Source organism: Gluconobacter sp. P5H9_a, assembly GCF_018812085.1.
In the GTDB taxonomy this organism is placed as follows: Bacteria; Pseudomonadota; Alphaproteobacteria; order Acetobacterales; family Acetobacteraceae; genus Gluconobacter.
In genome coordinates, this window is record NZ_JACRVW010000006.1 from 111,550 (window position 1) to 126,011 (window position 14,462).

The 14,462-nt window shown below is 56.2% G+C and carries 13 protein-coding genes; 5 read left to right on the top strand and 8 right to left on the bottom strand.

Features of this window, described 5'->3' with window-relative positions; all coding sequences use genetic code 11:
• Positions 1 to 9: 9 nt before the first annotated feature.
• The 3 genes from KP708_RS08360 to fdxA all read left to right on the top strand — a co-directional run bounded on the left by KP708_RS08360 (position 10) and on the right by fdxA (position 3,272).
• On the top strand, positions 10 to 2,568 hold the full coding sequence (locus KP708_RS08360) for a helicase-related protein (RefSeq protein WP_215748858.1): 2,559 nt from the start codon (positions 10 to 12) through the stop codon (positions 2,566 to 2,568).
• Positions 2,565 to 2,861 carry an RNA-binding S4 domain-containing protein gene (locus tag KP708_RS08365; RefSeq protein ID WP_202206597.1) on the top strand — a complete coding sequence of 99 codons (297 nt, stop codon included), beginning with the start codon at positions 2,565 to 2,567 and terminating at the stop codon, positions 2,859 to 2,861. The genes KP708_RS08360 and KP708_RS08365 overlap by 4 nt, the downstream gene beginning before the upstream one ends.
• Before the next feature lie 78 nt (positions 2,862 to 2,939).
• Entirely contained in the window at positions 2,940 to 3,272 is a 333-nt protein-coding gene (fdxA, locus tag KP708_RS08370; RefSeq protein WP_202206596.1) for a ferredoxin FdxA, read from the top strand.
• Positions 3,273 to 3,458: 186 nt separating this feature from the next.
• Here the strand turns inward: fdxA and cyoD are convergent, their stop codons facing one another.
• From cyoD to KP708_RS08395, 5 genes are all read right to left on the bottom strand, one after another.
• A complete protein-coding gene (cyoD, locus tag KP708_RS08375) occupies positions 3,459 to 3,788 on the bottom strand; it encodes a cytochrome o ubiquinol oxidase subunit IV (protein WP_046899641.1) in 330 nt (109 codons plus the stop codon).
• Complete coding sequence (cyoC, locus tag KP708_RS08380) at positions 3,788 to 4,408, bottom strand: cytochrome o ubiquinol oxidase subunit III (RefSeq protein WP_046899642.1); 621 nt, start codon at positions 4,406 to 4,408, stop codon at positions 3,788 to 3,790. Before cyoC ends, cyoD begins: the two co-directional genes overlap by 1 nt.
• A 14-nt stretch (positions 4,409 to 4,422) precedes the next feature.
• Positions 4,423 to 6,411 (bottom strand): cytochrome o ubiquinol oxidase subunit I, encoded by a 1,989-nt coding sequence (gene cyoB, locus KP708_RS08385; RefSeq protein WP_202206595.1) that lies wholly within the window; start codon positions 6,409 to 6,411, stop codon positions 4,423 to 4,425.
• 7 nt (positions 6,412 to 6,418) lie between these two features.
• Complete coding sequence (gene cyoA, locus KP708_RS08390) at positions 6,419 to 7,357, bottom strand: ubiquinol oxidase subunit II (RefSeq protein ID WP_211498049.1); 939 nt, start codon at positions 7,355 to 7,357, stop codon at positions 6,419 to 6,421.
• 448 nt (positions 7,358 to 7,805) lie between these two features.
• Entirely contained in the window at positions 7,806 to 8,576 is a 771-nt protein-coding gene (locus tag KP708_RS08395; RefSeq protein WP_215748859.1) for a Bax inhibitor-1/YccA family protein, read from the bottom strand.
• A gap of 149 nt (positions 8,577 to 8,725) precedes the next feature.
• Between KP708_RS08395 and thpR the strand changes: the two genes are divergently transcribed.
• Complete coding sequence (thpR, locus tag KP708_RS08400) at positions 8,726 to 9,289, top strand: RNA 2',3'-cyclic phosphodiesterase (RefSeq protein ID WP_215748860.1); 564 nt, start codon at positions 8,726 to 8,728, stop codon at positions 9,287 to 9,289.
• Positions 9,286 to 9,891, top strand: a complete 606-nt coding sequence (locus KP708_RS08405; protein ID WP_215748861.1) for a uracil-DNA glycosylase family protein — start codon at positions 9,286 to 9,288, stop codon at positions 9,889 to 9,891. Before thpR ends, KP708_RS08405 begins: the two co-directional genes overlap by 4 nt.
• 4 nt (positions 9,892 to 9,895) lie before the next feature.
• Here KP708_RS08405 and KP708_RS08410 read toward each other — a convergent pair whose 3' ends face one another.
• Genes KP708_RS08410 through KP708_RS08420 form a run of 3 tightly spaced genes read right to left on the bottom strand, consistent with a single transcriptional unit; the run spans position 9,896 to position 14,315 of the window.
• A complete protein-coding gene (locus KP708_RS08410; RefSeq protein ID WP_046899648.1) occupies positions 9,896 to 10,594 on the bottom strand; it encodes a MarC family protein in 699 nt (232 codons plus the stop codon).
• Positions 10,591 to 12,690, bottom strand: a complete 2,100-nt coding sequence (locus tag KP708_RS08415; protein WP_215757164.1) for a lysylphosphatidylglycerol synthase domain-containing protein — start codon at positions 12,688 to 12,690, stop codon at positions 10,591 to 10,593. The genes KP708_RS08410 and KP708_RS08415 overlap by 4 nt, the downstream gene beginning before the upstream one ends.
• A gap of 5 nt (positions 12,691 to 12,695) precedes the next feature.
• Positions 12,696 to 14,315 carry a lysine--tRNA ligase gene (locus KP708_RS08420; RefSeq protein ID WP_215748863.1) on the bottom strand — a complete coding sequence of 540 codons (1,620 nt, stop codon included), beginning with the start codon at positions 14,313 to 14,315 and terminating at the stop codon, positions 12,696 to 12,698.
• Between the last annotated feature and the right edge of the window lie 147 nt (positions 14,316 to 14,462).

Sequence of the window (14,462 nt, forward strand, 5' to 3'; positions counted from 1 at the left end):
CATTCACACATGAAGGGTGCACACCGCGGTAACCATTCCGCTCATCATATCATGCCAGCAAGCGTCCGTGCGGCACTTGGCCCAACCAATACGGGCAAGACGCACTATGCTCTGACTCGCATGATGGCTCATTCCTCCGGCATCATCGGTTTTCCGTTGCGCCTTCTTGCGCGCGAAAACTACGAACGCCTGGTCGCGGCCAAAGGGGAGCGTTCCGTCGCCCTTATAACAGGTGAGGAAAAAATTGTTCCTCCAGGTGCGCGATGGTTTTCCTGCACGGTCGAGGCCATGCCACTGGACCGGAAAGCCGAGTTCGTGGCTGTCGATGAAATCCAGCTCGCATCTGACCCGGACCGTGGACACATCTTCACGGATCGTCTCCTCCACGCCCGGGGAACCGTAGAGACACTCTTCCTGGGTGCGGAAATAATTCGTCCGCTCCTGCAAAAGCTGGTGCCCGGAATCGAAATCGACACACGCACACGCCTGTCGAGTCTCGTCAGCACCGGACCGACGAAGCTTTCTCGCCTTCCGCCCCGATCGGCCATCGTCGCTTTCTCGATGTCAGAAGTTTACGCTCTGGCCGAAGTCATACGCCGCCGAAGAGGTGGTTGTGCCGTCATCATGGGGCAACTCAGCCCCCGAACGCGAAACGCCCAGATCGAGCTCTACCAGAACCGGGAAGTCGATTATCTGGTGGCCACCGATGCCATCGGGATGGGGTTGAACATGGATGTGGACCATGTGGCACTTGCCCAGCTTTCCAAATTTGACGGTACAACACCCCGCCCGCTCTTCCCGCAGGAAATAGCGCAGATTGCCGGCCGTGCGGGGCGTGGCATGCAGGACGGTACATTTGGCACCACGGCTGATTGTCCGCCTATGTCTGCCGCAACCATAGATGCCGTAGAACAGCACCGCTTCGATCCGATCCAACGGCTATACTGGCGCAATCACGCACTGGATTTCAGCAATCCCCGGGCTCTTCTCGCCAGCCTTACGGTCGCGCCGCCCTCCCGCGGCCTGATGGCAGGCCGCGTTGCGTCTGACGTTGTGACCCTTGAGTCCCTGATCCTTGACCCGGAAATTCGGGAGGTCGCCAAAGGAAAGCGTGCAACGTCCCTTCTCTGGGAAGTCTGCCAGATCCCGGATTTTCGCAAACTTGGCGATGACAGCCACACACGGCTTTGCGCCCGCCTGTTCCTGCATATCCTCAAAGATGGCGCTGTTCCGGCAAACTGGATGGAAGGACACATCAAGGGTTTCGCGCGCACCGAAGGCGACATTGATACCCTGATGCATCGCCTGACGGGTGTGCGGGTCTGCTCTTATGTGGCCGCCAGAACAGAATGGAGCCGTCACTCATCTGGCTGGCAACAACGCGCCCGGGAAGTAGAAGACCTGCTTTCAGACGCGCTGCATGAGCGCCTGACTTCCCGCTTTGTAGACCGGCGCGCCACGTCCCTGCTCCGCCGGCTGGATGCTGAGACAGATCGCAATCTCCTGTCCGCCGTAACAGCCGATGGAGAGGTGATCGTTGAAGGCCACAGTATCGGCAAGATCCGTGGCTTTTCTCTCCAAACCGACACCACAAACGGGCCTGATCATCAGATCGTTCTCAAAGCCGGGCGCAAAGCTCTTCTGCAGGAAATTCCACGTCGGGTCCGCCTTTTTCAAGAAACGCCAGACAGTGCTCTGTCCCTTGAAACAGAAACCGGCATTCTATCGTGGGACAACATTCCCCTCGGCCGATTGACGGCTGGGAAAACGTTTCTGCAGCCAGCCGTCAGATTGTTTTCCGCTGAGTTCACTGACACTAATCAGCGAATTCAGGTTGAGCAGCGCCTTCTCCGATATGTGGACAGCACACTTCAACGGGATCTCTCCGTTCTCTACAAAGCGCAAAGCGCTGTAACGGATCAGCCTCAACTCAGAGGCATTCTTCATCGATTGCATGAAGACGGCGGTATCTCCTCTGTCATGCCGTCAGATCAGACGCTGCCGCCCCCAGCTCAACGCGCCTTGAGAAAGCTGGGCGTGGAAGTAGGCCGCTTTGCCGTCTTCTGTCCCGCGCTTCTGCGTCCTCGCGCATTGGCCCTCCTGACACTCCTCACTCAACTTCGCCTCGGGCTACCTCTGACGCCACCACCTGCTGGTCGCGTGTCACTACCATGGCACCTGGTGGAAGGCGTTCCAGGTTGGCTCCCGGCAGCCAGAACAGGGATCAGACTCGATATCGCCGAACGCACCGTTACAGAGTTGCAGCACCTGACCCGCAAGCGTGATTATCCTGCCCCTCCGGGCCTCGCCTCGCGCCTTGGAATCAAAGCCGATCTTCTTCCTGAAGTCCTTGGGGCCCTTGGTGTTGCCCACAGACCMCCATCTTCACCCAGCCAATCGCACGCGGGACCACCTGCCCCACTGATGCTCTTGGCAGACCGCCACAACCGGGCAACGCGCAGGAAGACGAAACCGTCAGGAACCTCCAGCAACCCAAAACGCCCCATTGTCCGGCCAGACAGCCCCTTCGCCGCTCTAGCCATTCTAAGAGATCGTGCCGCCTTATGAGTGATGCCTATCAGCGTTTGGATCAGTGGCTGTATTATGCCCGTGTCGCCAAGACACGCCCGCTCTGTGCTACCATTGTCGGCAAAGGCCGTATCCGGGTGAACAGACAGCCGACCAGCAAGCCGCATGCCAAGTTGAGAGTAGGAGATGTGGTTACCCTCCCCCCTCTCAGCCCTGGGGAGGACGTCCGTGTCTGGCGCGTTCTGGACCTTGGAGAGAGGCGCGGCCCCGCGAAAGAAGCATCCCAGCTATACGAGATCGTGAAAGAAGAGCCTAAGAAGCTTGCTTCCTAGGCCAATCCTTCGCATATCATCCCGCACAATATGAAATTGGGCCGCACAGCCGGGCCCGAATGAGGATCGGAGACACCAATGAGCTATGTGGTCACGGAAAACTGCATCAAGTGCAAGTTCATGGACTGCGTGGAAGTTTGCCCCGTAGACTGCTTCTATGCCGGAGAAAATTTCCTCGTCATCAATCCGGACGAATGCATTGACTGCGGCGTTTGCGAACCTGAGTGCCCGGCAGAAGCCATTTTCCCGGACAGCGACAACCGTGCAGCTCCCTGGATCGAGATCAACTCTCGTCTTGCCGCCCAGTGGCCGAACATCACCCGCAAGGGCGAGCAGCCGGCCGATGCGGAAGAGTGGAAGGACAAGCCCGGCAAGGCAGCAATGCTGTCAGAGGCTCCCCACAAGGACTGAGACCTCTTTGCCTTAAAGACATCAAGCCCGGCCATAGTGCCGGGCTTTTTTATTGCGCCACTGCTCAGCCTGCGACTGCAAAGACGTAGAATGCAGCAGGGCCTTCCGAGCCAGAGAGCAGGCATTAAAAAAGGCTGGCTAGGATTTCTCCCGCCAGCCTTTCCTGCCGTGATCCTTTGAAGGATCTTAGCGGGACATCATGTTGATGGCCGTGTCATGCATGATGAACAGCGTGCCGCCGACAATGACGATGACCGATGCTGCTGCAAAGATGAAGCACATCAGGTTCCAGCTCTGCTCATTGCTGGTGTTCAGGTGAAGGAAGAACACCAGGTGAACCACGATCTGAACGACCGCAAGAACACCAAGAGCTGCAAGTGCCATCCCCGGGGCCAGTGCGTGTGTCATGACTGCTGCGAAAGACGCAACAGTCAGGACGACCGCAAGAACGAACCCGATGATGTAGGACTGATAGGAGCCGTGGCTACCATCGTGGGTTGTATGTGCCTGGGCCATTACATCACACCTGCGAGATAGACGAAGGAGAAAACACAGATCCAGACGATGTCCAGAAAGTGCCAGAACAGGCTGAGGCAAGTCAGCTTGTCCATCATCCGCGGAGACAGATCCTGCGGGCCCATCATCTGGACCATCAGAACCGCCATCCAGATCAGACCGCAGGTGACGTGCAGACCGTGCGTTCCAACCAGCGTGAAGAACGCGGAGAGGAATGCAGAACGGTCAGGACCATTTCCTTCTGCGATCATGTGAGTGAACTCAGTCACCTCAAGACCAACGAAGGAGAGACCCAGAACGAACGTCACGGCGAGCCACAGAAGAACCATCCCCTTGTTCTTTGCCAGCGCACTGAGCGAGGCAAAGCCGTAGGTGATGGACGAGAACAGCAGGATAGCCGTCTCGATGCCGACATTCGTCAGATCGAACAGTTCTTTCCCCGAAGGGCCTCCGGCGTACTGGTTCCGGAGGACTGCGAAAGCAGCAAAGATCGACCCGAAGAGAATGCAGTCGGTCATCAGGTAGAGCCAGAAACCGAAGACGTTCGGGCTCTCGTGGTGATGCTCGTGATCGTGACCGTCAGCGTGTGCCAGAGGCGACATGGTTGCTTCGTGAGCCATTAGCTATGCCCCCCTTACTCTGCTGCCTGAGCAGCGGCGATACGACGGGAATAGACTTCCTCGTTGTGCTCGATTTCGCTGACAGGGACGTAGTAGTCGATATCACGGTTTGCACTGCGCATGATCATGGTGACAGCGATACCGATCAGACCAAGACCAGCCATCCACCAGATGTACCAGATTGCACCGAAGCCCAGGATGAAGGCGAACGCACCGATGAAGGCACCAGCAGCGGTGTTCTTCGGCATGTGGATCGGAGCAAGCGGCTTGTTGTGTGCACGACGGCCAAGCTGCTTCTCGGTGTGGAACGTGTCCAGACCGTGAATGTCCGGGATCACTGCGAAGTTATAAGCCGGCGGCGGAGAAGAAATGGACCACTCCAGCGTACGGCCACCCCATGGATCGCCCGTCAGGTCGAGGTTTTCCGGCAGGTTACGGTCACGGATGGAGACGTAAAGCTGCGTGAGCTGGCAGACGATACCCAAAGCGATAACAACCGCACCAGCTTCTGCAATCAGCAGCCACGGACGCCAGTCCGGATTGTCGTAGTGGTTCATACGACGCGTCATGCCTTCGAGACCGAGGACATACAGCGGAACGAAGGCAAGATAGAAGCCAACGAACCAGCACCAGAACGCGCGCTTGCCCCAGGCTTCGTTCAGCTTGAAGCCGAAAGCCTTCGGGAACCAGAAGCCCATACCTGCAATGTAACCGAAATACACGCCGCCGATGATGACGTTGTGGAAGTGGGCAATGAGGAACAGGGAGTTGTGAAGGATCCAGTCAGCGGCCGGCATGGCCATCATGACGCCCGTCATGCCACCGATGGAGAAGGTGATCATGAAGCCGATCGTCCAGTACATCGGAGCCGTGAATTCAACACGTCCCTTATACATGGTGAACAGCCAGTTGAAGATCTTCACGCCAGTCGGGACTGCGATAACCATCGTCATGATACCGAAGAAGGTATTGACGTTGGCGCCTGCGCCCATGGTGAAGAAGTGATGCACCCACACGACGAACGACAGCACCATGATGGAGCACGTAGCGTAAACCATCGTGTTGTAGCCGAAGAGCGGCTTGCGGGAGAACGTTGAGGTAACTTCAGAGAAAACACCGAAGGCCGGGATGACCAGGATGTAAACTTCCGGATGGCCCCAGGTCCAGATCATGCTCAGATACAGCATGACGTTGCCGCCGGCATCGTTCGTGAAGAAGTGCATGCCGAGGTAACGGTCGAGGCTGAGCAGTGCCAGCGTAACCGTCAGAACTGGGAAGGACACCATGATCAGCACGGTCGTGCAGAACGCTGTCCAGGTGAAGACCGGCATCTGCATCCAGCCCATGCCAGGAGCACGCATCTTAACGATGGTCGTGAAGAAGTTCACGCCCGTCAGAAGCGTTCCGACACCGGAGATCTGAACGGCCCAGATGTAGTAGTCAACGCCGACGCCCGGGCTGAACTGCATCTCGGACAGAGGCGGGTAAACCAGCCAACCGCACTGAGCAAACTCACCGATGAACAGTGAAAGGTTGATCAGAAGGGCGCCGACCAGCGTCATGTAGAAGCTGAGCGAGTTCAGGAACGGGAACGCAACGTCGCGCGCACCGATCTGGAGAGGCACCACCAGGTTGAGCAGCCCCGTCATGAACGCCATGGCCATGAAGAAAATCATGATCGTGCCGTGAGCGGAGAAGATCTGGTCGTAGTGGTGTGGCGGAAGGTAACCAGGGTTACCGGCATAGGCCAGCGCAAGCTGGGTACGCATCATGATGGCGTCCGCGAAACCGCGGAACAGCATGACAATTGCCAGGATGATATACATCACGGCAAGGCGCTTATGGTCGACTGTCGTCAGCCATTCACGCCACAGGTAACCCCACTTACCGAAGTAAGTAACGGCACCCAGCACGGCAAGGCCGATGACAGCCACACCCAGGAATGTGCCGACAAGAATCGGCACATCGAAAGGTATGGCTGAAAGGGAGAGTTTTCCGAGCATCTGTCGGTTATTCCTTCATGCCAGTGTCGGACGGTGCAGCGCTGGAAGCGGACTGCATATGCATGACCTTGCCCGTCGTCTTCTCAACCATCATGCCATTGTTGTACTTGGCGACGATGCCGTCGAAGAGATCCGGCTGGACATGCGCGAAGTACTGAACCGGCGCAGCTTCCTGCGGGGCGGAATACTTCGGATATGTCGTGTCATCGAGGTTTTCGCTGCCGCTCTTCACCTTCTCGACCCAGGCGCTGAATTCTTCAGGTGCCATCGCGAGGGTGCGGAACTTCATGTCAGAGAAACCGCGACCACTGAACTGGGAAGCTTCACCCAAATAATCACCGGACTCAGTTGCAAGAAGATGCAGCTGCGTCTGCTGACCTGGCATGGAGTAAATCATCGATCCCAGACGAGGGATGAAGAAAGACGTCATGACGGTGTCAGAGGTGATCTGGAAGTTCAGCGGCGTGTTCGTCGGGACATCCAACTGGTTGATCGTTGCGATCCCCAGATCCGGATAGATGAACAGCCATTTCCAGTCGAGAGAGACCACCTGCACGTTCAGCGGCTTGACGTTGTCAGCCGTCTGAATCGGGCGATACGGGTCGTAAGCGTGAGTGCTGTACCAGCTGATCGCACCGAGAGCGATAATGATCAGGGAAGGTACGCCCCAGATAATATACTCAATCTTAGTTGAGTGATCCCAGGTCGGCAGATACTCGGCCTGGGTGTTGGAAGCACGATACTTCCAAGCAAAGTAAAGCGTTGCGATACAGGTCGGAACCACAACAAACATCATGATGACAAATTCTGCCACCATGACATCGCGGTTCATTTCTGCGATCGGACCGCGCGGCTGAAGCAGATCAACCGTGCAACCCGATAGCATCAGCGCCGGCAACGCTGGGAGATATCGCCAGAGTTTTTTCATCGGTCCTGCTTTCATCATCCGTTCCGGCATGGAGTATTCGCCGGGAAACGGTTTGACACGATAAGGGCCGCATCAGAGCTGCCGAACGCTGCCATAGTCTGCTGCCTTTCTCGTTCGTATCCTGACGTCAGGAACCGGATCAAAGATCCGATCCTGAAATTCATTCAGCATGGGACACGACTGTCCCGGTTCCTCAGGTTTTTTCTGCCTGAATCGCCCGGAAGACAAGGCTTATCACGGATTTCGTGAGGGATAGGACATGACCCTCTCTCCCCTGCAAATGGCTGTTTTTCGCCACATTTGATTTCATTACTGCTTTCATTAAACGATAAAGTTACAATTTTTTAATGTAAACCTTCCCGAATGAGACGGAAATAATTCAAGACCTTTTTAGTCCGCAAACAAGAAAGGGAGCGACATTGACTGTCGCTCCCTCTGGAAACTTTCGAGTAACGCTAATGTACTGTCAGTCGCTATTACTGGAGCGTACACCCGTGAACTGAATAAGAAACTGAAAGAGGTTCACGAAATTGAGATACATCGACAGCGCATCGTAAATGCTTAGTCGAGCAATATCATCCGAAGACGCAAACGACATATATTGCTGGTAGTTAATCTTGATACGCTGGGTATCGTAAGCCGCAAGACCTGTAAAAAGCGCAACTCCGATTAGAGAAACGAGCATTGCCAGCGGTGCACTGTGCAGGAAGATGTTCACAACCATCGCGATCATGAGGCCAATCAGGCCCATGAACAGGAAGGAACCGAGTCGAAGAAGGTTCGCCCCCGTGGTGTATCCCCACAGAGCCATACCGCCGAACATTGCCGCACTGATGAAGAACGTCCGTGCGACGGAAACACCCGTATAACTCAGCAGCAAGCTGGCCATACTGGCCCCCATCGTCGCACTGAAGAGCAGGAAGATCGCCTGCACTGCGGGGCGCGACAGCCGGTTGATCCCGAAGGACAGGACCATCACGAACGCCAGAGGCGCGAAGATCATGATGCCGCCCAGGAATGTCGGCCGCAGCACAAATGCGCCGTTTGAAGTTTCTGCAATGTGAAAGAACAGCGTGCGCAGAGAGGTTTCCGCCACGCCATAAGCAACGAGCCCCGTGACAACGAGGCCAATCGCCATCCAGTTGAAGACGCGGCACATATAGGCGCGGAGACCGGCATCGAGACTGCCTGTGCCTGCCTGAGTGCCGGCCCTGCCGAAGTTGGAATTAAAAGCCATGACACCTTTTCCAGTAAAAGGCCCTTTTAAAAAGGGCGCTTGACGAACCTTACAAGCTCGCCCGTACTTTCCCTGAATGTGGGGCTTTTCACTGTACGGTCAAGAAGACCCTTCATATCTGTGTTTCATTTCCTCGGGAAACGAGCCTCTTGAGACTTTTTGTCGCACTCGACCTCTCCCCCTCCCAGCGCGAAGCGCTTGCTCTCCTCCGTGGAACACTCCCTGGCGTGCAATGGGTGCCTTCGGAAAATTACCATCTGGCCTTGCGCTTCATTGGTGAAATTACCGATCGCTATGTGATGGGCGAGATCGATCTCGCCCTTTCCCGACTGTCCTGGAAGCCGTTCGATATCTCGTTTTCGGGTGCCGGGCTGCGAGAGGGCATAACAGCTGACAGCCTGACAATAGGCATCGAACGATCTGCTGCTCTGGAGACGCTTCAGGCACAAGTGGAAAAAACACTCCGAAAAGCAGGATGCGCGCCTGCCAAACGCCGCTTCCAACCCAGCGTCACTCTCGGCCATCTCGCAACAACGCAGAGAGCTGACGCAGCTCGCTGGGTTCAGAGACATAATCTCTTCAGAAGTGAGCCAATGCCTGTCGAGCACGTTACGCTCTTTGAGAGTCTCCGCGGTTACGACCAGCACGTCTATGTCGCGCAGGCCGAATATGCCTGGCACCCTGAAATGCCACTTCTTCCTGAGGATGAATGATTTCCAGCCCAACGACACAAGATCGCCTGACAGCTCTGGTTCGCGAAGTCCGCGCTTGCCGGGTCTGTGAAGAGCACCTTCCTCTTGGTGCACGTCCGCTGATCCACGTTTCAGCAACCTCCAGGCTCCTGATTGCAAGTCAGGCGCCTGGAACCAAAGCGCATCTCAGCAACACGTCTTTCAAGGATCCGTCCGGAGTTCGTCTCAGAGAGTGGCTCGGGCTCTCGGAAGACATATTCTATGACACCAGACAGGTCGCAATTCTGCCAATGGGTCTCTGTTACCCGGGCAGGCTCCCCAAAGGAGGAGACTGCCCTCCCCGCCCGGAATGCGCACCAATCTGGAGAAACAGGGTTTTATCCCTGATGCCCGCTCTTCGCCTTACACTATTGGTTGGTAGTTATTCCCAGAATCACGTCTTGGGTCGCGGGTCGGTCACGGAGCGCGTCAGGAATTTTCGCCATTATCTGCCTGAGAACTATTTTCCACTGCCTCATCCCTCATGGAGAACGGGTGTCTGGGAAAAAAGAGCACCATGGTTTCAGGATGAAGTCATTCCTGCTCTTCGTGAACAGGTCCAGAAAATCCTTAATTCAGATTGAGATATTAGTGTCGAGCCAGACGTAAAGTATCAACAAGAACGCCCTGTACGCCCGAGATGAAAATCTGGATTCCGATAGCCAGAAGAATCAATGCCGCAAGACGACTGACGATGCGTGCACCGGTGATGCCAAGCATCGAAACAATCCGCTCGGCATAGGCGTATGCGATGGCAACGACGATGCCCATAGCCGTCGCGGCCGCCGAGACTCCCATATAATAGTCGGGCGCGGGCATATGCGGTGGGCATGACGAACTGAGAGCAATAGCGACGGAGATGCTGCCGGGCCCTACCGTAAATGGCATAGCCAGCGGAAAGAATGCACGTTCTTTGAGATCTGGCGCGGCAACAGTTCGGCCGCCCTGAAGAGCCTGCTTTTCTTTCCGGGCTTCACTTGTTTCCGGCTGCTGCAGCATGACCCATGCACGTGAAGCCACAACCAGACCACCCGTAATGCGAAGGGCATTCATGCTGATGCCAAAGAAACTCAGGATCCAGCTACCAAACCAGATGGACACCAACAAAATCGCGAGGGAATTCAGCGCAACGAGCCGTGCCAGTTCGATCACCTCTTTGCGCGTCCGCCCTTCTGTCGCCTGAGCGAAGATCAGAGAGGCACCAAGAGGGTTAATGATCGAGAACAGCGCTGGAAATGCAATCAGCCAACTGTTGACCGCATTGCCCAGACTGGGAGGGAGGCTCATGAACCTGTGGTGCCTGATGCAACATCTGGACGACACGACGCCCGCTTCTTACGAGCCCGCCGCTCTTCTCCCATGAGGAAAGCCCGGATCATGCGATAGTCCTCGGAAAAACAGCAGATCGTCCCTGCCCGCCCTTCCAGACAGACCGTAAGACCCAGGTCATTATAAACCGCCATCAGAGACTGGCCAACACGCACAAATGCAAGTTTTCGGCCTTCCTGACGTGCCAGATCCCTTAGCCGCCAGATAGCCGCAATACAGTTACGCTCGGCTCCTGCCGGATCGCCGAGGCCAATAATGAACTGACCTGTACGGAAAAATGGAATGGCGGCTCGGCCTGCTTCATCATGCAGCAAGCCACTCGGACGATGCGGTCCCAGTTCCTGCAAAGCATGTGACAGGCTTCGATAATGGCTTTCGTTCTCCGCGTTCCAGGCCTCAAAACGAATGCGTGTTCTCCGCATTCCCACCCAGAGCGCAAACAGACCGCAAAGCGCAGACAGCCCAAGAAACCACCGCCCGATCGCCGTGTGCGCGTCATAAATCATGGAGCGCCACCAGATCGGACCCAGATGCCGCTGCACAGCAACCCAACCCACGCCAACAAGGCCCAGCGCCCACAAAGACATTGGCGCCAGCATGGCTGGCGTCAAAGGGGCTACGAGAAGGTGCGCTCTACGGTAGTAGCAGTTTCGGAAAGGTGCGATCAGTAGCATGACAAGGCCCAGCGCTACCGGAGCTTCCCATGGCGCATGACGAAGCACCAGCAAGACAACCGATGCACCAAGAACGCCCAGAGAAACCTTCCATGCAAGAGCGACGCGCTGGGAAAGCCCTAGAGCCAGCCCAACAAGAGCAACGCCCGATACGGTAAGGAACAAGTCTGCAATCTGCGAAACCGCAGCACCGAGTGACGTGCGCAAAGGTGGCAGTTCAGCGACCAGCGCATAAAAGACGAGAAGAATTCCGGCTACAGCCTGAACGCTGGTTGCAATGGTGACAGAGAAGTCCGCTTCGGACTCCCGAACCACTTGGCTCGGACGGATACGCCTTGGTGCCTGCCCAGCAGAAACCAAGGCCTGCTCTCCACGCAGGAACAATTCATGCCCGGCAAACATCAGACCCGCCATAACCAGCGGGATGATGTAATAAAACAGGCGGAAAACGAGGATCGCACCCATGATTTCCGGCACAGGAAGATACGGCCGCAAGGCCAGAAGCATGGCGCTGTCAAAAACGCCAAGTCCTCCTGGAACGCTCGCCACCAGGCCTGCTGTGTAAGACGCGATATAGATGGCAAGGAATGTCCCGAAGCCAAAATGGGCTTCAGGAGGCAACGGCGGCAACACGCTGTACGCAATCAAAGCCGTCGCAGCCATATCAGCTGCACTAACTGCAATCTGTGCGATCGCTATACCCGTGCTGGGAATTTCAATCTCGTAACGCCAGATTTTTACATGTCGACGAATACGAGAGAAAACGACATACGCAGCCAGAATACCCCAGCATCCAAGACCAGCCAGCCGCAGCAGAAAAGCGGGCAGATGGGACAGAACCGGAATGGCATGCGGCTCAATGGTCAGAATGCTTCCGACCAGTGCCAGCGTTCCCAGCAGATAGGTTGCTGAGCAGAAGGCAATGATCTGGGCAATATCCGCAGGGGCGACACCCCAGCTCCGATAAAGCCGAAACCGCACCGCAGCACCCGAAATCGCTGCACAGCCAAGGTTATGCGACAGGACGTAAGAGCAAAACGCCGCAAAAGATGAGCGCTTGAACGAAACATTGGCCCGGACATGCAGACAGGCCAAGCGATCGTAAAACGACAGAATAAAATACGACAGGAGCGTCGCCCCGGCTCCCGCCAGAAGCGCACCATCCGGAATATCGCTAAGGCTTCTGGCAATGTCCCGCAGGGAGAGATTGCGCAGCTCACGCCAGATCACCACAACGGCGGCAATCAAAAGCACGAGCCCGACAATTGCCGGAGCACGTGTCAGCAGTAATTTCCAGCGGCTTTTTACAGGCCCGCTCTCGTCGTCCACGTCAAGAGCAAGCCCATCATTTTGCCAGTCGTCTTCCCGAGGCGGGCMCATCGACGTCAGACCTGAGACGTCCCGGCAGCCGGGCGAGCCAGTGCACCCCGGATCAGGGCCACAGTCTCAGGCAAACCGAAGAGTGACGCGAAAATGCCGAAGCGCGGGCCTTCGCTTTGACCCAACAGCACTTCGTACAGGCAACCGAACCAGGAGCGCAGCTCAGACTTCTCAAAGTAGCGCTTGCCGACCTCGAACACGACATCCTGCACATCGCCAGGAGACGTATGAACAGGGAGCCGTTCCAGAGCGACAGCCAGGTCTTCAAGGCCCTTTCGTTCAGTCTCGGATGGATCACGATAGACCTTGTTCGGGTACACTTGCTCCTGGAAGTACGTCAGAGCACAACGAACGAGCTTGTCGACATACGGATGCGTTTCTGGCGACAGCGTCTCGTCATAGCGACGCAGGAATTTCCAGAGTGTCTCCGGATTGTCTGCGTTTGCCACGTTCGCGAGGTTCAACAGCGCTGTGTAGGAAACCGGGCTGGTATCTTCCGGGCGTACAGTTCCACCGTGAATGAACCAGACCGGGTTTGCCATCAGGTCTACCGGTTCCTGCGTCTCAGCCTTCTGAACCAATGTCAGGTAGTCGTCCGTTGCGCGGGGAATAACGTCAAAAAACAGACGCTTCGCACGCGTAGGCTGCTGATACATATACTGGCCGAGGCTTTCCGGCGTGCCGTAACGCAGCCACTCCTCGACAGACAGACCATTGCCCTTGGACTTGCTGATCTTCTGACCCTGAGCATCAAGGAACAGTTCATAGGTGAGTCCGGCAGGCGGCTGCTTGCCCAGAATACGGCAGATCTTCGAAGACAGCTTCACGCTATCAATCAGATCCTTGCCGGACATTTCATAATCAACACCCAGAGCGTACCAGCGCATGGCCCAGTCGGCCTTCCACTGCATCTTGGCGTGTCCACCGAAGACGGATGTTTCAAACGTCTTGCCCGCTTCATCTTTCCAGACGACCGTACCGGCATCCGGGTCCACCTTGATGATCGGGACCTGCATCACCTGCCCCGTTTCAGGGTGAATCGGCAGAACAGGGGAGTAAGTCGCGCGGCGCTCCGGACCAAGTGTCGGAATAATGGTCGCAACAACTTCATCATGCACTTCGAGCATACGCCGAAGTGCAGCATCAAATGTCCCGCTCGTATAATAGTCTGTCGCGGACGCGAATTCGTAATCGAAGCCGAAACCGTCAAGAAACTGGCGCAGGCGGGCATTATTGTGAGCGGCAAAACTTTCGTATTCACCGAAAGGGTCGGGAACGCGGGTCAGAGGCAGACCCAGGTGCTTTGCCAGCAGTTCCTGCTGCGGCACATTCGTTGGAACCTTGCGCAAGGCGTCCATGTCATCCGAGAACGCGAGCAAGCGGGTCGGACGGCCTGTCAGAGCCTCAAAAGCTTGCCGAACCCAGGTCGTACGGGCCACTTCGCCAAACGTACCGATGTGCGGCAGCCCGGACGGGCCATATCCCGTCTCAAGCAGGGCAGGCACTTTTGGGTCGCGCGCGCCAACATGCGCGGCAATTTTTTTTGCCTCTTCGAACGGCCATGCCTTTGGCAACGGCGCGTCAGGTGCGAGGGGCGGAATGTTATGTGTTCTGGAATTGTGCATGATTACCGGAAAACGTAGGCAGACACGTATCCCGGGTCAAGCAGTACGAGAGCAAACGAAGTTTCTGCACAGGCGTCAAACCATGACGAAATGTGTCAACACCCTCCCGGCAGTGACATGACAGCATACGCAACCTCGTTCTTTCAC

What these genes read in the sequence shown, in the direction of transcription:
- KP708_RS08365 (WP_202206597.1), top strand. Translation starts at nt 2,565, where the DNA reads ATGAGTGATGCCTATCAGCGTTTGGATCAGTGGCTGTATTATGCCCGT.
- fdxA (WP_202206596.1), top strand. Translation starts at nt 2,940, where the DNA reads ATGAGCTATGTGGTCACGGAAAACTGCATCAAGTGCAAGTTCATGGAC.
- cyoD (WP_046899641.1), bottom strand. Translation starts at nt 3,788, where the DNA reads ATGGCCCAGGCACATACAACCCACGATGGTAGCCACGGCTCCTATCAG.
- cyoC (WP_046899642.1), bottom strand. Translation starts at nt 4,408, where the DNA reads ATGGCTCACGAAGCAACCATGTCGCCTCTGGCACACGCTGACGGTCAC.
- cyoB (WP_202206595.1), bottom strand. Translation starts at nt 6,411, where the DNA reads ATGCTCGGAAAACTCTCCCTTTCAGCCATACCTTTCGATGTGCCGATT.
- cyoA (WP_211498049.1), bottom strand. Translation starts at nt 7,357, where the DNA reads ATGATGAAAGCAGGACCGATGAAAAAACTCTGGCGATATCTCCCAGCG.
- KP708_RS08395 (WP_215748859.1), bottom strand. Translation starts at nt 8,576, where the DNA reads ATGGCTTTTAATTCCAACTTCGGCAGGGCCGGCACTCAGGCAGGCACA.
- KP708_RS08405 (WP_215748861.1), top strand. Translation starts at nt 9,286, where the DNA reads ATGATTTCCAGCCCAACGACACAAGATCGCCTGACAGCTCTGGTTCGC.
- KP708_RS08410 (WP_046899648.1), bottom strand. Translation starts at nt 10,594, where the DNA reads ATGAGCCTCCCTCCCAGTCTGGGCAATGCGGTCAACAGTTGGCTGATT.
- KP708_RS08420 (WP_215748863.1), bottom strand. Translation starts at nt 14,315, where the DNA reads ATGCACAATTCCAGAACACATAACATTCCGCCCCTCGCACCTGACGCG.